The 17,167-nt window shown below is 71.1% G+C and carries 17 protein-coding genes; 2 read left to right on the top strand and 15 right to left on the bottom strand.

The genetic code is table 11. The annotated features are described in order from the left end of the window. Positions 1-249: 249 nt before the first annotated feature. The 3 genes from ACLL9L_RS02835 to ACLL9L_RS02825 all read right to left on the bottom strand — a co-directional run bounded on the left by ACLL9L_RS02835 (position 250) and on the right by ACLL9L_RS02825 (position 2,418). Positions 250-978, bottom strand: a complete 729-nt coding sequence (locus ACLL9L_RS02835; protein ID WP_411283135.1) for a hypothetical protein — start codon at positions 976-978, stop codon at positions 250-252. A 668-nt stretch (positions 979-1,646) separates the two neighbouring features. Further along, the gene (locus ACLL9L_RS02830) at positions 1,647-2,132 is read right to left on the bottom strand and encodes a DUF4395 family protein (protein ID WP_411283134.1); all 486 of its coding nucleotides are present in this window, start codon (positions 2,130-2,132) and stop codon (positions 1,647-1,649) included. Between the two features lie 70 nt (positions 2,133-2,202). Then, positions 2,203-2,418 carry a hypothetical protein gene (locus ACLL9L_RS02825; RefSeq protein ID WP_411283133.1) on the bottom strand — a complete coding sequence of 72 codons (216 nt, stop codon included), beginning with the start codon at positions 2,416-2,418 and terminating at the stop codon, positions 2,203-2,205. 181 nt (positions 2,419-2,599) lie between these two features. Here ACLL9L_RS02825 and ACLL9L_RS02820 point away from each other — a divergent pair, with 181 nt between their 5' ends. Then, positions 2,600-2,806 carry a three-helix bundle dimerization domain-containing protein gene (locus tag ACLL9L_RS02820; RefSeq protein ID WP_411283132.1) on the top strand — a complete coding sequence of 69 codons (207 nt, stop codon included), beginning with the start codon at positions 2,600-2,602 and terminating at the stop codon, positions 2,804-2,806. A 144-nt stretch (positions 2,807-2,950) separates the two neighbouring features. Here ACLL9L_RS02820 and ACLL9L_RS02815 read toward each other — a convergent pair whose 3' ends face one another. The 9 genes from ACLL9L_RS02815 to ACLL9L_RS02775 form a co-directional block, all read right to left on the bottom strand. After that, positions 2,951-4,492: a CHAD domain-containing protein gene (locus ACLL9L_RS02815; RefSeq protein WP_411283131.1), complete on the bottom strand. Its 1,542-nt coding sequence runs from the start codon at positions 4,490-4,492 to the stop codon at positions 2,951-2,953. An 832-nt stretch (positions 4,493-5,324) separates the two neighbouring features. Next, positions 5,325-6,092 (bottom strand): DUF2877 domain-containing protein, encoded by a 768-nt coding sequence (locus ACLL9L_RS02810; protein WP_411283130.1) that lies wholly within the window; start codon positions 6,090-6,092, stop codon positions 5,325-5,327. Beyond that, the gene (locus ACLL9L_RS02805; protein ID WP_411283129.1) at positions 6,092-6,532 is read right to left on the bottom strand and encodes an OsmC family protein; all 441 of its coding nucleotides are present in this window, start codon (positions 6,530-6,532) and stop codon (positions 6,092-6,094) included. Before ACLL9L_RS02805 ends, ACLL9L_RS02810 begins: the two co-directional genes overlap by 1 nt. A 2-nt stretch (positions 6,533-6,534) precedes the next feature. Next, positions 6,535-7,950, bottom strand: a complete 1,416-nt coding sequence (locus tag ACLL9L_RS02800; RefSeq protein ID WP_411283128.1) for a DUF1116 domain-containing protein — start codon at positions 7,948-7,950, stop codon at positions 6,535-6,537. Next, positions 7,950-9,455: an argininosuccinate lyase gene (locus ACLL9L_RS02795; protein ID WP_411283127.1), complete on the bottom strand. Its 1,506-nt coding sequence runs from the start codon at positions 9,453-9,455 to the stop codon at positions 7,950-7,952. The genes ACLL9L_RS02800 and ACLL9L_RS02795 overlap by 1 nt, the downstream gene beginning before the upstream one ends. Continuing rightward, complete coding sequence (locus ACLL9L_RS02790) at positions 9,452-10,459, bottom strand: 1-aminocyclopropane-1-carboxylate deaminase/D-cysteine desulfhydrase (RefSeq protein WP_411283126.1); 1,008 nt, start codon at positions 10,457-10,459, stop codon at positions 9,452-9,454. Before ACLL9L_RS02790 ends, ACLL9L_RS02795 begins: the two co-directional genes overlap by 4 nt. Before the next feature lie 62 nt (positions 10,460-10,521). Beyond that, complete coding sequence (locus tag ACLL9L_RS02785) at positions 10,522-11,886, bottom strand: adenylosuccinate lyase family protein (protein ID WP_411283125.1); 1,365 nt, start codon at positions 11,884-11,886, stop codon at positions 10,522-10,524. Further along, positions 11,871-12,773: a hypothetical protein gene (locus tag ACLL9L_RS02780; RefSeq protein WP_411283124.1), complete on the bottom strand. Its 903-nt coding sequence runs from the start codon at positions 12,771-12,773 to the stop codon at positions 11,871-11,873. The genes ACLL9L_RS02785 and ACLL9L_RS02780 overlap by 16 nt, the downstream gene beginning before the upstream one ends. Then, on the bottom strand, positions 12,770-13,561 hold the full coding sequence (locus ACLL9L_RS02775; RefSeq protein WP_411283123.1) for a phosphosulfolactate synthase: 792 nt from the start codon (positions 13,559-13,561) through the stop codon (positions 12,770-12,772). The genes ACLL9L_RS02780 and ACLL9L_RS02775 overlap by 4 nt, the downstream gene beginning before the upstream one ends. Positions 13,562-13,614: 53 nt before the next feature. Here ACLL9L_RS02775 and ACLL9L_RS02770 point away from each other — a divergent pair, with 53 nt between their 5' ends. Beyond that, positions 13,615-14,619 carry an AIR synthase related protein gene (locus ACLL9L_RS02770; RefSeq protein WP_411283122.1) on the top strand — a complete coding sequence of 335 codons (1,005 nt, stop codon included), beginning with the start codon at positions 13,615-13,617 and terminating at the stop codon, positions 14,617-14,619. Here the strand turns inward: ACLL9L_RS02770 and ACLL9L_RS02765 are convergent. The 3 genes from ACLL9L_RS02765 to ACLL9L_RS02755 form a co-directional block, all read right to left on the bottom strand. Next, the gene (locus ACLL9L_RS02765; RefSeq protein ID WP_411283121.1) at positions 14,533-15,144 is read right to left on the bottom strand and encodes an MSMEG_0567/Sll0786 family nitrogen starvation N-acetyltransferase; all 612 of its coding nucleotides are present in this window, start codon (positions 15,142-15,144) and stop codon (positions 14,533-14,535) included. The genes ACLL9L_RS02770 and ACLL9L_RS02765 overlap by 87 nt on opposite strands. A gap of 7 nt (positions 15,145-15,151) precedes the next feature. Further along, positions 15,152-16,405 (bottom strand): MSMEG_0568 family radical SAM protein, encoded by a 1,254-nt coding sequence (locus ACLL9L_RS02760; protein WP_411283120.1) that lies wholly within the window; start codon positions 16,403-16,405, stop codon positions 15,152-15,154. Positions 16,406-16,473: 68 nt separating this feature from the next. Next, on the bottom strand, positions 16,474-17,103 hold the full coding sequence (locus ACLL9L_RS02755; RefSeq protein ID WP_411283119.1) for a hypothetical protein: 630 nt from the start codon (positions 17,101-17,103) through the stop codon (positions 16,474-16,476). Between the last annotated feature and the right edge of the window lie 64 nt (positions 17,104-17,167).

Genomic DNA, 17,167 nt, shown 5'->3' with positions numbered 1-17,167 from the left:
CAGTCTGAATCCCGAGACCCGCGTCCCGTCCAGAGGGGCTGCTTTGGGTGCCGTTCATGGGGTGGGGTGCGGGTTGGCCTTCACGGTGGCGGGGGTGAGGATCATCTGGCCGAAGTCTGCGCGGGCTTGGTCGCGTAGCTCTGGTGAGGGGAAGTTGTGTCGGCGGACGGACAGTGCGTCGGGGACGTCGAACCATGGCGTGAGGTCGTGGGCGCGGACCAGCCACCGGTCGGATGCGACCTCGGAGACCTACCAGGACGAGAGGTCTGTGGCGTGTTCGAGGTGATCCGTGGTGAGGAGCTGGATCGCGTACGCGTCGGTCACGTAGGACGTCCAGAGGTGGCGGTTCATCATCCACAGCGCAGCGCTGACCACACCCCATGCGTCGAGGCCGTAGCCGTGGAAGGTGGGGTGCACCGCGCCCACGTCGAGGACCGGCGCGTAGTGGGTCAGGAGCCGGCTGAGGTCCACGGCGACGTCGATCGGGGTGCGGGTCGGGTCGACGTCCGTCCAGGCGGACTGGCCCCAGGTGTTGATGGTGACCGAGCGGCGCAGCTGCGGGCCGGGCTCTGACACATCAGAGATCCGGGTCTGGTGGCGGTCGCTGCCCACGGCGATGGCGAGCAGCTCGGCCGCGTCCTGACCGGTGGCCGGGACGGGGACCGCTCCTTCGACCTCGCACCTGTCATCCTCGGTCACCACCCACCGGCAGGCGTCCTGCACCAGGTCCGTGGTGGCGGCCGCGGGCACGCCCCACCGATAGACGGGCATCCCCCATTGGTTGAACGGCCCGGACGTGATCGGCGGGTCCATGCGGTGCCCCAAGAAGGCCGTCGGATGCGGCAGCTCAGGCTCGCGCAGACCCAGCACCGGCAGCGGCGGGATCGTGATCCGGACGTCGGCGTGCCCGGCCAGCTCCAGCGTCGCAGCAACACCGGCGATGCGACGTTCCCAACCGAACGCCTTGTTCAGCCACACGGCGGTCCCACCCGAGGTGGGGTAGACCGTCCACAGGTGGGGTTGTCATCCGCGTGCTGACTGACGGCCTGCGTCACCGCAGCCGCCGAGGCGTGTCGATCCAGGCCGTCCAGGACGAACCACAGGTCGACGCCACGGCTCTCGCGTCGCCCCCAAGCGGTCCGACGCTCGATGATCCGGTCCCTGTCGATGTCAACGCTCACAAGGCGTGATCCTCGCGGTCGCGGTCTGACGTGCGCAAGTGGCGCCTGAGACGAGCGGGCCCGATCGTATGGACTGGGTGAATGACTGATGTGTCCAACGCCGCCAGCCCGAAGTTCGTAGGTCTGCCCTGCCACAGCAGCCATGTGAGTCCTGTCGCGTCGCGGCCTCGTCGTAGGGGGACGCGTGAAGGTTGGGGGATTGCTGGTCGCCGTGGTCACGGTGGCGCTATCGGTGGGCGTCGTTCACGGTTCCGCCGCATCCGCATCCGCATCCGCAGCCGCTCCGTTGGTCGTAGCACGTCGGCGGACGCCAGAGCCTGTCACGGGGGCCAGATCGTTGTTGCTGCGCGAATGGCCAGAGGTCCTGCCGCTCGGCCACTCGAGGCGGTCTGGCCCTGCGGCGCCACTGAGGCTTCGTCCCGCCGGCTTTGTGCCAGTCGTGTGACCCGGACGGCAGCGATGGTCTCACTTCCTTGCTGCTGAAGGCGCAAAGAGCAACCTGTAGGCCCAGGATCCAAGACACCAGAGCGTTGTGGCGAGGATCGTGCCCCCCGTGGCGACGATTCCTCCCAGCAAGAACCCCAGCACCGACAGCCCGTAGGAGAAGGACAAGGATGAAGCGGCCAGCAAGATGGTGGAAAGAAGGTAGGAGAACTGCCGTGGCGTGGGCGTGGATGGCAGCGGTGGAGCATGAAAGAGATGGCGAACACCAAGGTTGTAGACCAGGTCAATCACCATGCCGCTGGGCAGGAGCGCCCCGCTCAACGCCACGAGTGCCATTGACCCAAGCCACATGGGCGACTGCAGGACCAGCCCGATCACAATCAAGGTCGTTCCTACCGCGGGCGTGAAGCGCAGCGGCAGCGCGTGACGGGACGTGGCCTCCCTGTCAAGCTTTCCAAAACCTTGTTTGTCGAGGTTGGTCTCTGCCAAGGTACTGAGCCTTGCCATGTCTACTCCTATTTTTCTGTCTGAAATTGATCGTCGACAACCGCCCGACCACCCGGGCGTCTCACCGCGGTCACCTCCCGTCGCGCCCCGCGCCCGGGCGAGCGTCCTGCACGTTGGCGACCCTATGGGCCCGAGGCGGCTGCGCTTCGGTAATGCCGTCGGGCAGCAACCGCACGACCAGCCACCCGATCAGCCCGAGCAGGATGAGCGAGAACACGCCCAAGTCAAGCCATCCCACGGCGCCCATTCCGTTCCCATACCAACTCATCATCGTGAACTCCTTCATGGTCCGCTCCGTTGTTCGGGATACCTCCAGCCTCGCCGTCGGGTGCAGCGGTCGTGGCCAGAAACCATGAAGAAATGACGAAGATGGGCTGGGCCGATGAGGTGGATGCCGGACGGTGCGGGGAGACCGGCTGTCGCCGTGCCCATTGCGCAGACGGGAGCCCGCACGCCACGCTGAACGCATGGCACCTACCGATGAAGCGCATGCCGTCAACCAGGTCGTGGAGCGGCTGACGTTGAGTTTTCCCGACCTTTCGGAGGAGACCGTGCGGGCTGTCGTCGTGGCGTCGCACGATGGCCTCGTGGGTCCGGTCAGGGCCTACGTGCCCGTGCTGGTGGAGCATCAGGCTCGTCAGCGGCTACTGGAGCTGAGCCAGGCCAAAGCCTGACCGGTTGCCGCGTCAGCCCTGCCGACCGCGGACCCGGGCATGGTGTGTTGTCGGGTGGTCTCGACGGTCCTGCGCATGACGCCTTCCAGCCTGTCGGGTGGCTCGGCCTGTGCCACCGGTCTGCAGCCGCCTCCCCCGTCAGGGTCAAACGTCCTCCCGCCGGATCCACCGCGCCAGACCGCGGTGCCGGACGTTGGCCCAGGCGTGGTCGAAGTCCAGTTCCGCGCGCGCGGCCCGATGCTGCTCGAGGGCGTGGAGGCGTCCGAAGGTGAAGGTGTCCTCGCCGTCGCGGTGGGCCTGCATCGCCAAGCCCCACAGGGCATCCCGTGCGACGACCGCGTCCTGGTGTCGCCCGAGGGTCTCCTGGATGCGCGTGGTCGACGCAAGAAGCGCCGTGGCGCGGGCACCAAAGACGGGGACGGCCGACTCGGCGGCGTAGCGCAGCCGTTTGGCCTTCTTGCGGACCTCGTGCAGGGCGAGGTCATGCTGGTGCGCATCCTCGGTGCTCCGCATCGTGCGCACGGCCCGACGCAGGCGCTTGGCGTCGCGCTGCAACAGGTCGGGAATGACGACCTTGGCGGGGGACTGCGCCCGAGGTGTGAACGGCACCGAGGTCGCAAAGTCGTCGAGAGCGTCGAGCAGTCGGAAGTATCGATCACTGTCGAGTGCCCGCAACCCTTCTGCGCGTCCGCCGTCGGCGGCCATGTCCAGCTCCCGGTCGATGCGGTCCCTGGCGGCCCCGACGACCCAGTCGGCGGGTTCGGAGGCCAGGGCCCGGTCGAGATGGTCCCGCAGCACCGTGGCGTCGCGCGCCCCACCGAGGGCCTGACCGAGCCAACGCAGCTCCTCACGCATGGAGTCGACCGCACCGGGTCCCACCAGGGGGCCGTAAGTCAACAGGGCGGACCTGAGCCGGCGCGCGGCGATCCGCAGCTTGTGAACGGACTCCGGGTGGTCGTTGCGGACACCGGCGTCGTGTCGGTGCAGACGGGCGGTGTGGCTCGCCACGCGGGCAGTCAGCAGCTGGGCCGCGCTGCCCCGGGCGAGACTCCGGCGGGACGCAGTTCGCGCGACGGGGGGTGTCGCGTCACCCAGAGCGTGAGCAAGCTTCGACCCGGCGGCGGCCCGCTCGGCCCCGGCACGCACCAGGTCCGTTTCGACAGCCTCCAGCACCGATCGGGATCCGCCCCCGAGCTCGACCTCCCACTCCCGCCACTCCTGGACGAGCGGGGTGCCGTGCAGCCTCTCGGACCGGACGTGGTCGTCGCAGACCGTGGCGAGCACCGCGCCCGCGTCGTCATGGAGGGCGTACTCCAGTCGGCGGGTCGAGACCCGGGCGACCGGAGAGAGCGGTCGATCCCGGACCAGTGCCCGCACGTGCGGCAGCAACGCTGTCGGGACGGATCGGACCGCCCGACCCAGCGGCAGAGCCACCTCGGTGCGGGTGTCCTTGCCCCCGGGCAGCTTCAGGTGCCACCCGGCGTCCGCGCCACCCGTGCGGCGACGCAAGGCCACCCCGTGACGCAGGAGGTCAAGGTCTGCGGTGTCGAAGTAGACCGCTTCCAGGTCGAACTCGGCGGCCGGAGCACCGCGGATCGTGCCCGGGGTGTCGCCGAAGGTGGGCAGGACCGCGCCGATGGCGACGGCATACTTGCGCTCGATCTCGACGTGCCGTGAGGCGACCATGGCCCATGATGCTCCCCCGGTAGCGCCGGCGAGACCGGACCGGGCCAACCCCATCTGCGACCGTCGTCGGCGTCCGACGGTGACGACGTCCGCACGCCGGCGCCGCCTCACCCATCAGGCCTAGCCGGCCGAGATCTCCCTTCGAGGCGGTCTCCCCACGGCCACCCCCACGTCGTGCTCTGGCTGCGTGTTGGACACCTGCACGCACGAGTTCACGGACGACGTCGCCTCGGGGGTGCTGTTGAGCGCGTGGCTGGCCGACCACTGGATCGACGGCTGGGAAGTCCGCGACCCGAGCCTGGTCGAGGCGGCGATCGCGGGGCCGGCAGCTCGTGACGGTGCTGATGGAGCGGGTCGGGCACAACTAGCCCCGTGTCCACCGTCGACCTCGAGCCGAGCCGCGGGTGGGTCACCTGCGGGGCACCCTCGCCGCGCCTGCCCGCACCCTCCTGGACCTGTTCCGGGAGAGCGTCACCCGCTCGCCCGGCGCCCGGGCCCTGGACTACGGCGCCGTGTCCCTGACAGATGCCGAGTTCGCCGACGCTGCACCGGTGGTCGCCGGCACGCTCGTGGAGATCGGGTCGGCGTGGGCGACCGCGTCGGGGTGCGCATCCCGTCCGGGACGACCGACCTGCACGTCGCGATCCTCGGCATCCTCGTCGCGGGGGCGGCCTACGTGCGGGTCGACGCGGACGACCCCGACGAACGCGCATGTCTCGTCGACGCCGTGGCCACCAGGTCGACTCCGCAGGCCTCGCCGACTGCCGGTCCCTCGATCACTTCATCGATCCGCCGTGCGAACCGAGCCGGTGGCCAACCGAGTGTGAGGCGGTCACCCCAACGACGCCGTCGCTGCAGCGTGGACACCCGTGGCCAGGGCAATCCCGGAGGTGTGGCCCACCCGCAGGAGATCACCCAGGGCCCGCTCCCCTCCGGAGTGGATGCCCGACAACGCCAGCACGAAGGCAGACACCTCGGGGGTGGACTCTCCCCGGGCGGCGTGTCCGAGCAGGGCGGACGACAGGTCCGTGGTGGCGCCGGGAGGGTGGCCGAGCACGGCTTCGCGAAGGCGCTCAGCAGGGACGTCGAACGAGGATGCCCCGACCAGGAACCCGGCCAGGAGGTCGTCGCCCGACGGTGTCAGGCCGGACCCCGCTCCGACGAGCGATCCCGCGAGGTGGGCGGCCATCGCCTCGCCCCGGCCCCGGCGCAGCAGGTCGACCAGGCCTGGGTCGTGCTCGTCGAAGGCCACCGCCGCCAGCCCGGCGGCCGCCCTGGTCACCAGGTCCGGGTCGGCGGTGACGCCCTCGGGGGCGTTGCAGGGGACCGTCCGCGTCATGCACACCTCCAGGGTGCCGATGCGGACCTGTCCGCCGCCGACGAGGACCGGGCCGCAGACCCGATCCAGCGGCGTGGCGGAACTGGGCACCGCAAGGACCAACCCGCAGGGGATCCGGGTGGCATCCTGGGTCAGAAGGGCGATGACGGACCCGTCGAATATCCGTAGGTAGGCCGCCGTCGGGAAGGCGGCCAACAGCACGCCGGAGTGGGCCGGTCCGGCGATCAGCGCGCCCACCCAGGCTGACCCGGCGGCCGCCATCACTGAGTGTTCTCCCCGCCCCTCCGCGCATCGTCCGTCGAGCCGACGCTGACCTTCAGCTGTGGGCTGTGCCGCAACGTGTTGGTCACGTAGCAGACCCGTTCGGCGTGGGGGATCAGCCCCTCGAGGACACCGGGCGGGACGTCGGCGATGACCGCCATCGCGATGCGCGCGAACCTCATCCCCTCGTAGGTGCCGGTTGCTCGGACCTGCAGCCCTGGCAGCTCGAGCCCGCGTTTGGCGGCGACCCAGGCCATGGCCAGCGTGAAGCAGGACGCGGCCGAGGTGAGCAGGTAGTCCGTCGGCTGTGGACCGGTGTCCGAACCACCCGACGTCTCGGGCTCGTCGACGACGATCTCGAAGCCGCCCGCCGTCACCACGGCCCGCATCCCGCCGTCCCACCGCGCGTGGACGGACCGCTGCTCCGCCGGGAGCGCCACGACTAGGCTCCAGCCATCGCGTGCACGGCGGCACGGAAGCACGCGATCGGAGCGGCTGCGACGCCGGCGCCGATCTGCCCCACCCCCGAGCTGGCGTGCAGGATGCCGGTGGTCACCTTAGGGGTGACGTCCAGCTCAACCACCCGCCGGATGTCAACGCCCAGAGGGGTTCCGGCGTTGTTCCAGGTCGGCAGCCTGAATCGCGAGCTCTCCCCGGCGCAGATGGTGGACATCTCCTCGGTCACCGCGACGGCGTCGGACATGCTGCCGCCGAGGAAGCCGGCCACCGCCGGTGAGCCCGCAGCCGCGGCGCCGCCGAGGCCGACCAGCTCCAGGATCGCGCTGTCCCCGATGTCTGGTGCGCTCGTCTCCGGCCCGTGGTCCGGGTAGTACATGGCGTCGGCGACCCGGGGCGCATCGGCGACGAACAGCTGCTCGGACCCGGCCACGCGCACCCCGTAGGTCGTCCCGTTGCGGCACATCATCGTCACGATGCTGGAGCCCTCCACCTGCTCGGCCCAGAGCGCCACGGACTTTGCCGCGGCCATCGCGAGGTTGAGGAAGAACAGGTGGTTGCCCGAGAGGAACCGCGCCAGCTCCAGCCGCCCGTCATCGGGCAGCGCCGCCAGGTGCGGCAGGAGGTTGCGGATCAACAGGCTCGTCGTCCCCTGGGTGCGCATGTGCACGTCGTCCCCCATCTGCACCCCCTGCGCCGCCAGCCCGAACAGGTCGATCGGTCCGGTGCCCTCAAGGACCTGGCGCAGCATCGGTCCCGCGACCTCGCGCAGGAACACCAGGCGCGCGATCGCCGCCGGCGTCTCGCGGCCGAACCACGCGACCTCACCCGGGCCCTGGTTGATCGGGGCGAAGGAGCGCGTGCCGCCCTCTTTGTTGTCCACGACGAACACCGGCGCCGACGGACCGAAGGAGCTCGCCATCGGCACCACCACGTCGTGCTCGTATGCCGGCTCGAGCCGGACCGTGCCGTCGGCGAGCAGACGGTCGGCCGCGTCGACGTCGTCGGCCCAGCCCTCGGCGACGGTGGCGGCCCGCAGGGACCGACGGAGGGGGTCGCAGACGTCGACCCAGCTGATCCGGGGCCCGCAGTGAAGGAGCACCTGACCGGACACTCCGGGCAGGACGGACTCCGCGGTGGCGATGTCCACGAGCAGGGGCACGCCGAGGTTCAGCCGGCGAAGCACCTCCTCGTTGGCCGTTTCGATCGCGTCCGCCCGCGGTCCGTAGAGCTCCTCCAGCGCGGCGACGGACGCCGGATCCCCGGCGGCGGGGATCCGCCAGTCCACGTGCTGCACCGGCAGCGCCTGGTCACGGACCGCGTCGGCAAACAACGGCAGACCGATGTTCACCACGGCCACCTCGTCCGGCAGCACGACCTGGGTGGGTGCACCTGTCGTCATCAGCTCTCCTTGATTCCCGCTGTATGCCGGGCCTGTCGCAGCAGCAGCTGCTCGGCGTGGTCAAGGTCGTCGCGTCGCTGGGCGACGGTGCCGTCCAGCTCGTCCGTCAGCCGCTGGCACTGGGCGACCATGTCGGCGATGGCCCCCGGCGCCGCGCCGCCCGTGCCCACCCGTGACTCGACGATGGAGCGGGGATCGAGCACGGGACTCAGGTCCCGGTCGGTCAGCCGCCAGTCCCGGCCGGTCTCGGCCATCGCGACCTCGTCGAGCATGGCCCCGGTGATGTCCTTGCCGGCGATGCCGCGCAGGCTCGCCTGGTGGACGGTCCTGCCCACCACCACGTAGGCGCTGCGGTAGTCGACGCCGCAGGCCTGGACGATGAACTCGCTCAGGTCGGTGGCCTGGGTGTATCCGGCGTCGAGCTCCTCCTCCATCCGTTCGGCGTTGACGCGCAGGGTGCGCACCACGCCGCTCATGAGGCGGGTCACCCGGATCGACAGGTCCAGCGCCCGGGGCACCTCGCCGTAGGCGAAGATGAGGTTGTCGCTGCGCGCCGAGGGGCTCTTGGCGACGGCCAGGAAGCCGGTGAGCCGTCCGATCAGCACGCCTGAGGCGCCCCGGACGATCGAGAGGGAGTAGGGGTTGCGCTTCTGCGGCATGAGGATGCTGGAGCGGGTGTAACCGTCGTCCAGGTCAACGAAGTCGAACTCGGTGCTGGACCAGATCTCCAGGTCCTCGGCCAGCTTGCTCTGCGTCGAGAGAAGGCTCGCCGCTGTCGCGAGCACGTGGATGAGCCCGTCGATCTGCCACATGGCGTCCCGGGTGTGCTCGATGACGTCGTCGAACCCCAGCGCGGTGGCGATGAAGGTGCGGTCGTCCAGCAGGCGCGTGCCGTTGACGCACCCGGCTCCTCCCGGGCTGCGGTTGACCCAGTCCAGCTCCTCCAGGAGGCGCCGAGCGTCGCGGATCGCGGGATAGACGAAGGACAGGACATAGTGCCCGAACGTGGACGGTTGAGCCTGCTGGAGGTAGGTCTGGTCGGGCATCAGGGTGCTCGCGTGACGGCTGGCCAGGTCGGTCGCGTCGCGACTGAAGGCGGCGACCTCGCCGACCAGCTCGAGCAGCTGGCGACGGACATAGAGCCGCAGGGCGATCCGGGCCGCCTCGCGCCGGGGCCGACCCGCGTGCAGCCAGCCCGCGGCGTCGCCCAGTCGCTCGACGAAGAAGCGCTCGCGAGAGTTGTAGGGCTCGCCGAACTCGGGGTCGTAGGGAAAGTCCTCCCATCTCATCGCGTGCACCTCGAGCAGGAGGCCCAGCATGTCGCGGGCGGCTTCGGGCGGGATGATGTCGCGGCGCAGCAGGTCCAGGACGTGGGCGATGTCGGCGACGTTCAGCCCCTGGTGCAGAAACGGCGCGTCGGCGTTCTCCAGCGCGAAGCCGCTCTCGATCAGCTCGGGAGCAGCGGAACCGCGAGGCGGCCCGCTTCGCCGGGACTTCGTCGTCATGCGGGTGCTCCCCGGCTCGGTGTCGTGCGGGTGACGGCAGCCAGCGCGGCGCTCACACCGCCGGTGTGCCAGAAGACGATCGGGGTCGAGCCGTCCTCGGCGAGCAGGTGCCGGAGCAGCGTCATCGCCTTGGCCCCGTAGTAGGGGTCGAGCAACAGTCCCGCGTGCCGCAGAGCCAGCTGCGCGCTGGTGCGGTCCTGCTCGGAGGCGATGCCGAAACCCGGCCCCCGGGCCTCACGCACGTCGACGTCACCGACGCCAGGCGGCGGCAGACCGAGTCGGGTGCTGCACTCGCGCGCCAGCCGCAGCACCTGCTCGCCTGCCTCGGCTGCCGGCCGGCTGACCGAGGCCCCGACGACCCGCCACGCCAGCCCGTGGCCCACCTGCCCGGACACGAGCCCCGCCTGGGTGGCACCGGAGCCGGTGGCCACCACGACGACGCGCGGCAGGAAGCCGGCCTCGTCGCACTGGGCGGCGAGCTCGCGCGCGGCGTGGGCGTAGCCGACTGCTCCGACTGCCGTCGCGCCCCCACGGGGCACCGCATAGGGCCGGCGACCCTGTGCTGCAAGGAGATCGGCGTGCGCGAGGACCACCGGGTCGAGCTGCTCACGGGTCGCCACCACATCGAAGAACAGCCGCGCGCCGGCAGCGCCGGCCAGCTCGACGTTGACCGAACGCTCGACCGGCGCCGGACCGGGGAAGAGCAGGTGGCACTCCAGCCCGGCCCGGCTGGCAGCCATCGCGGCAGCTGCGCAGAAGTTGGAGCTGGGACTGCCCGCCGCGACCAGGACGTCGGCGCCGACCGCCGTCGCCTCGCCGAGCAGGAACTCCAGCGCCCGGGCCTTGTTGCCTGCCACGCCGAACCCGGTCAGGTCGTCCCGCTTGACCCAGATCGGCCCGGCACCGAGCGCGCGCTCGAGCCCGTCGGCACGCACCAGGGGGGTGGGCAGCGTGGCCAGCGCACACCGCGGGAGGTCCAGGCCAACGGCTGGGTCCTCGCTCACGTCCACAGCTCCGCTCACGTCCCTGTCGCTGCCCACGTCCATTCCTCCGTCCACGGTCACGGTCACGTCCACGCCTCCGGTTCTGCGGCCCGGGCCGCCCGCGCTCGCGAGATCACCCCGTCCACCATGCTTCCCGCGGCGCCCACAGGCCAGCCGACGGTCCACGCCTCGCACTCCTGCCGGGTGGCCGCACCCGATGCGACCACGGCGTCCACCACGTGCCCGACGTCGGTGCTGCCGGGCCGGAGCGCGTCATGCATGAGCTGTTGCGCGGCGTGCTTGCCCAGGCGTGGGGTGAGGGCCGAGAGCAGCCGCTCGGAGACCAGCTGGTCGCCATGGCGACCGAGGTTGGCCTGCATCGCCTCGACGTCGACGACCAGCCCGGAGACCAGCCGTCGGCCCAGCTGCAGGGCGACACCAGCCAACAGACACACCTCGGGCAGCGCGGACCACTCGGCCTTCCAGCCCCGCCCGTCGCGCTCGTGGGCGACGACCATGCCCTCGGTCAGGACGGCGGCGTTGGCACGCACGAGGCGGGCCAGCGTGTCGAGGTGCTCGCTGCCCTCGGGGTTGCGCTTGTGCGGCATGGTGATGCTGCCGACCACGTCCGCACTCGTGGCCTCATGCAGCTCACCGATCTCGGGCCGCTGCAGCTCATAGACCTCGTTGCCGATCCGGGCCAGGGTCGCGCAGGCCATCGACAGCACCGCGGCGAACTCGGCAACGCGGTCGCGCGACGTCAACCACGAGATGCCGGGGTCACCCAGCCCCAACCCGGCGCAGAGCTCGGCCCGCAACGCCTCTCCCTGCGACTCGAAGAACCCGAGGACCCCGACCGCGCCGCCGAGCTGACCCACCAGCCACCGGGACCGGCCCTCCCGGAGGCGGTCCAGGTGGCGGCGCACCTCGTCGGCCCACGAGGCCACCTTGAACCCGAAGGTGATCGGCGCCCCCGGTTGACCGTGGGTGCGTCCGACCATGACGGTGTCGCGGTGCGCCTGAGCCAGGAGCAGGAGCGAGCCCTCGATCGCCCTCAAGTCGCGCCACGCGAGCGCACCGACCTCGCGCATGACCAGCGCGAACCACGTGTCCGTGACGTCCTGGACGGTCGCACCGCTGTAGACGTGCTCGCGCGCCGACGCCGGCAGCACCTGCTGGAGGCCCCGGATCAGGCCGAGCATCGAGTGCGACGTCAGACGGGTCTGCTCGGCGACGAACGCGAGGTCCAGATGCTCTGCCTGGGCGTGCTCGGCGATCTGCTCGGCCGCCTCCACCGGGATGATGCCCAGTCGGGCCTGCGCCGACGCCAGCGCAGTCAGGATGTCCAGCCAGCTCTGCAGCCGGGCGCGCTCGTCGAACAGCCGCGCCATCTCCGGCGTCCCCCACAGGTGCGCGTACTGCGCCGAGTCGGTCAGGCGTGAGCCCACGTCGGCTCCCACGCGAGCGCCAGGGCCGCCAGCGCGTCGCCGATCTGGGCCAGGGACGCCCCCCAGGGCACGACCGCCTGGCCGTCCTCGACCTCGATGTGGTGCTCGAGCAGGCAGCACTTGGTCAGCACGGGACCGTCCGTGACGCCTGCGGTGCGCGGGCAGATGTCGACCTGGTCGGCCCGCTCGCCGTAGAACCACTCGTGGATCTGCTGGGACCGCTCGCAGCCGATGAGGGTCCATGGGACGTGTGCCGGCCGTTCGTCCAGGTAGAAGGTGCTCGCCGACTCCACCGAGACCCCGCCACCACGGCAGGGCAGCAGATAGCTGGCCGAGGGTCGGGACCGGGCCAGGTCGGACAGGTCCACCACCTCGGCAACCAGCTCGATCGGCGGGAGGTGCTCGGCCACGTCGAGGAGGCGACGGGTCTGGTCGAACAGCTTGGCCGGGTGCGGCGGCACGACCTCGCGGACGGTCACTCGCAACGGTCGCGGGTCGAGGATGAAGCTGATGTGCCCGTAGCTGCCCCGGACGACGACCCCGCGGGCACCGGGGGCGTGCGCCAGGGCGGCCCGTCCCAGGGCCGAGGGAACGGCAGTGTCCACCTCGGGGCAGTCGACGAAGACGCAGTCGTCCGCGCCGACGAGCAGCTCGACCTCGGTGATCGGCGAGAACAGCGGCTCCTCGCTGGCCTTGCGCACGCTGATGACCGCGGTGTCCGCGCCGCGCCGGACCACGATGAAGCGGGTGCGCCGGTAGGCCTCGCGGCCGACGAAGTGCGCCGTGAGGGAGGCCTCGTCGAGGTCGCCGGAGACCTCGGTGACTGCGACGCCGCGATACTCACCCGGGACGAGGTTGGGCCGCAGCGAGGCGCCGGTCGCGGTCACGCGTTCATCTGTCGCATGGAGTTCATGTGTCGTGTGGACACGTCACAGGTGTCGGCACGCAAGCCCAGTCGCAGCGTCTCCAGTGCCAACGCGTCGTCCAGCGCGATGTTCGCGAGGTTGACGTCGGGGCCGAACTCGCGGATGAACCAGGCCTGCTGGTCCTTGCGCGGGGTCTCGAACAGGACCCGGTCGAGGCTGCCTCCGCGCAGCGCGGCGGCGACGATGTCCTCGCGGACGGAGCCGTCGGCCCGGAAGAGGCCGACGGTGCCGCTCTCGCGCCCCTCGGTGATCACCCAGCTGGCTCCGGCCGCCAGGTCTTCCTCGACCTCGCAGGTCCAGTCCTGCGGGCTGAGGTCCTCGTGGGGGTCCTTGCTGCCGACCTCGGACAGGACGAGGAACCTTGCCGAGGCCCGCGCGATCAGCTCGTGCTTGTCCTCGAGCGGCATCGGCGCCACCCCCCGCGAGATCTCGACACAGCTGAAACCCGCCTCGGCGGCCCAGTCCAGGCACTCGTCCGCCTTGTCCTGGGCCCAGGCGATCTCCATCAGGGTGCCGCCGATGCAGGCCCGGATGTCGGCCTCGGCGAGCAGGGCCAGCTTGGTCGCGAGGTTGGTGTCCACGTAGGCGGTGCCCCAGCCGAACTTCCAGATGTCGATGTGCGCAGCGGCGGCGGCCAACACCGACTCGGTCGCTGCAGCACTTGCTCCCTTGTCAAGGAGGTGCGTCAGGCCAGCCGTCCTGGGTTTGGCCTGACGCTCCGGCAGGGTGAGGAACGTCGGTAGGATCACATTGCCGATAATAGAAGATCCATACACTTTCCGACAAGAGAGCGGGTCACCCGATGGCGGCCGATACGGAGCAGGGCCATCCCCGGAGCGAGCTCGAGGCGCTGGCCCGCCAGCTGCGATCGCACGCTGCGCTGCACGCCAAGGCGGAGATCGCGCTGGTCAGCGAGGTGGTGGGCAGGGGGAGCTGGGTGCACGGCCCGGGGGACGACGGGGCGGTGGTGCGGATGCGTGACGGGTCCGGGCCCGACGACCCCGCCGACGGACACGTCATCGCGTGTGGCGAGGCGCTGTTGCCCGCATTCGTCGCGGGAGACCCCTACGGCGCCGGTTTCGCCGCGGTCCTCACCAACGTCAACGACCTGGCGGCGATGGGCGCGACCCCCCGCGGGATCGTCGACACCATCGTGGGCACCACCGAGGTGGCGCGCGAGGCCCTGCGCGGGATGCACGACGCGAGCAGGATGTATGCCGTGCCGCTGGTCGGCGGGCACCTCACGGTCCACGACGGGCCGCCCGCGCTGTCCGCGTTCGGGATCGGCCACGCAGCGGCCGTGCTCTCCTCGACCCACGTCGCTGCCGGCCAGTCGCTCGTGGTCGCGAGCTGCACGACCGGGACGATGCGGGCCGACTTCCCGTTCTTCCGCTCGTTCGAGGAGCGGGGGACCGAGATGGCCGGTGACATCAGGGTGCTGGCCTCCATCGCGGCCGCCGGCTCGTGCGTGGCGGCCAAGGACGTGAGCATGGCGGGGACCGTCGGGTCGCTGGCCATGCTGCTCGAGTTCAGCCGGCTCGGCGTGACCCTGGACCTGGACGCCCTTCCCCGCCCCGCGGGTGTGCCGGCGGCGCAGTGGCTGACCTGCTTCCCGGCATACAGCTTCCTGCTGTGCTCGCCGCCCGGGCGGGAGGCCGAGTGCATGGGGGCCTTCCACGACCGCGGCCTCGACGCGGAGGTGGTGGGGACGATCGACGACTCAGGCCTCCTGGTGCTGGCCTCGGGCAGCGCCCGGGCCACCGTCCTCGACCTGGCGGTCACGGCCGTCACCGGTCTGGCGCGCTGAGCCCGGCGCCCAGGTGCGCAGGGCGATCTGCATGCGCTGGTGCGCCAGCCCGACGTAGGTCTCACCGGCGCCGACAGCGGTCCAGCCGAGACGGGCGAAGAACGTGACGTTGGCGAGCTGGACGTGCGCAACCATCTGCGTCCCGCCGTGCCTGCCGGCCGTGGCGACCGCGCACCGGACCAGCGGCGCTCCCAGACCGTGCACCCGGAACTGTGGGAGCACCGCGAGCCGGTCGCCCTGCCAGAGACCGCCGGGGCCGTCGAGCCGGAAGAGTCGCACCGTCCCTGCCGCCACCCCGTCGCAGTAGCCGACGAGCCGGATCGTGGACTCGCCCCGGTCGTGCTCGTCCAGGTCCGAGTCGGCGAAGACCGACTGCTCCCGGACGAACACCTCGTGCCGGATCGCCTGGTGGACGGCGAGGTCCGCCGGTGTGACCGCAGGGCGACAGACGATGCCGGCCGTGCCCATCCCGGGGGTCGACCGGGCCCCGGTCGGGGCGAGCGTGGCCGGCACGGGGATGTTCACCGGGCGCTCATGCCGTGCCGGCCACCCGCCCGGGACGCTGGCCGATCTGCAGCAGAGGTGTGGAGCCGACCTTGAGGGCGGACTCCATCGAGCTGAGCCCGGAGCAGGCCTGGCACCGGGCGCAGCCCGCCTTGGGGATGCTGGAGTCCATGCCGCGCAGAGCCATGTATCCGGCCACCTTGCGGTAGATGCGCTCGGTGTAGAGCGGGCTCGGTGGCAGGACGTCCTGCATCAGGCTCCCGGCGACCGGTCGGAGCGGCACGATGAACGGGAAGACGCCCATGTCGACGGCCCGCCGGCAGCCCTCGACGGTCAGGTCCGGGTCCTCTCCCATGCCGAGGATGACGTAGGTCGACACCTGTCCCTCGCCGAACAGGCTGACGGCTCGTTCCCACGCCTCGAAGTAGCGCTCGATCCCGGTGCGGGCCTTGGCCGGGGCCACGTGCGCGAGCACAGCGGGGTCGAACGACTCGACATGGATGCCGACCGAGTCGATGCCCATGTCGGCGACCTCGTTGATCACGTCCAGCGTGAACGGGGGCTCGAACTGCACCTCCACCGGCAGCCCGGCGGCCTCCTTGACCGCCTGGCCGCAGCGGGCGACGTAGCGCGCTCCGCGGTCGACGGCGTTGGAGCTGCCGGTCGTCAGCGTGGCGTCCACCGCGCCGTCGAGCTCCTTGGCCGCGCGGGCGACCTCCGCCAGCTGCGCGGGGCTCTTCTTGACGATGGTGCGCCCGGCGTCCAGGGACAGCCCGATGCCACAGAACGTGCACTGGTTCGCGTTGCCCCAGTAGGAGCAGGTCTGCACGACCGTGCTGGCAAAGGAGTCCAGGTGGAGCAGCCCGATCTTCCAGTAGGGGATGCCGTCGGCGGTGCTCAGGTCGTAGAAGCGCGGGCGCCGCTGGGCCGACGCGTCCGCGAGCCGCTCGCTGCCACGGAAGATCGCATAGCCCTCGTCCTCGGCCCGCAGGACATAGGGCGACGCGGCGGCGGCAGCGTTGTCGGTCGGGACGGTGAGTGGGAAGCCGCCGACCCACAGCATCCCGGAGTCGGTGGGCCCGGCCCCGCCCTGGCGACGCTCGAACGGCACGTCGATCCGCAGGCCGCGGGCCTGCAGGTCAGCGACCAGGGTGGCGATGGCCGAGGCGGTCGTCGTGGCCCGCGCGTGCGCCTCCTGCTGGTCGGTCAGCGCATCGACCTGGTCGGTGAGCGCAGCCACAGGCACCACGTCGGCGGGCGGGGACTCGGCACGGACGCTCATCGCACTCCCATACGTTTACTTCACGACACAGATCGAATCCCTTAGCAAACGATCCGCGGGGCATTCTGTCAAGAGGCGGCGCTGATCTCGGCCCGCAGACGTTCCGCCCCGAGCACCCAGGACTCGCGCTCCGCAAAGGTCTCCCACCGTGCTGCGACCAGTGGTTGGGGGACCGTCTGCGCCGGCAGTACCTCCAGCGTGTAGGCCGCGGGCGCCCCTGCGCTGTCCGGCTCGACGCTGCTGATCAGGACGGCTCCCGTCGGCACGTGCAGCTCGACCCGGCGGAAGAGCCCGGCCATGACCTCGGACGGGTCGGGCTCGTCGACCAGCCACACCTGCCCGGCCTCGCGAGCCGCCGCGAGGCGGGCGCGGCCCTCGGCGGCGGCGTGCTCGGCGACGACCTCCCGGTAGCGCAGTGCCGACGCGGCGTCGACCACGGTGTCGGCCGGGATCCCGACCAGGCTCAGCCCTGCAACAGATGCCACCTCGGACAGTCCCGTGATCAGGCCGGCGCGGCGCGCCAGGACCGCGTCGACGTCCGGGCAGGTCTGGCGCAGGTCCGACGCGGTGAGGGCCACCAGGTTCGTTGCCCGCTCGTACATCGCGGCGTCGACCATGGCCAGCGGGTAGAGCCGGGCCTCGGCCGCAGTGAACCGGGCCAGGGCGTCCGCGGGGACGCTGGGTCGGGCATCGGGCATCGGGGTCGCCTCCGGAGTGGGTCGTCGCTCTTGTGGGCAGTATGCACCGTTCACTATTGTCGAC

It is taken from the genome of Lapillicoccus sp., from assembly GCF_046595215.1.
In the GTDB taxonomy this organism is placed as follows: Bacteria; Actinomycetota; Actinomycetes; order Actinomycetales; family Dermatophilaceae; genus Lapillicoccus.
The sequence above is the reverse complement of the archived record's forward strand: the minus strand, read 5'-3'. Positions and strand labels throughout refer to the sequence as shown.

Coding starts and splice junctions, on each gene's coding strand:
- ACLL9L_RS02770 (WP_411283122.1), top strand. CDS start 13,615: ATGGCGGCCGATACGGAGCAGGGCCATCCCCGGAGCGAGCTCGAGGCG.
- ACLL9L_RS02825 (WP_411283133.1), bottom strand. CDS start 2,418: ATGAAGGAGTTCACGATGATGAGTTGGTATGGGAACGGAATGGGCGCC.
- ACLL9L_RS02795 (WP_411283127.1), bottom strand. CDS start 9,455: ATGACGACGAAGTCCCGGCGAAGCGGGCCGCCTCGCGGTTCCGCTGCT.
- ACLL9L_RS02820 (WP_411283132.1), top strand. CDS start 2,600: ATGGCACCTACCGATGAAGCGCATGCCGTCAACCAGGTCGTGGAGCGG.
- ACLL9L_RS02830 (WP_411283134.1), bottom strand. CDS start 2,132: ATGGCAAGGCTCAGTACCTTGGCAGAGACCAACCTCGACAAACAAGGT.
- ACLL9L_RS02815 (WP_411283131.1), bottom strand. CDS start 4,492: ATGGTCGCCTCACGGCACGTCGAGATCGAGCGCAAGTATGCCGTCGCC.
- ACLL9L_RS02755 (WP_411283119.1), bottom strand. CDS start 17,103: ATGCCCGATGCCCGACCCAGCGTCCCCGCGGACGCCCTGGCCCGGTTC.
- ACLL9L_RS02800 (WP_411283128.1), bottom strand. CDS start 7,950: ATGACGACAGGTGCACCCACCCAGGTCGTGCTGCCGGACGAGGTGGCC.
- ACLL9L_RS02810 (WP_411283130.1), bottom strand. CDS start 6,092: ATGGCGGCCGCCGGGTCAGCCTGGGTGGGCGCGCTGATCGCCGGACCG.
- ACLL9L_RS02760 (WP_411283120.1), bottom strand. CDS start 16,405: ATGAGCGTCCGTGCCGAGTCCCCGCCCGCCGACGTGGTGCCTGTGGCT.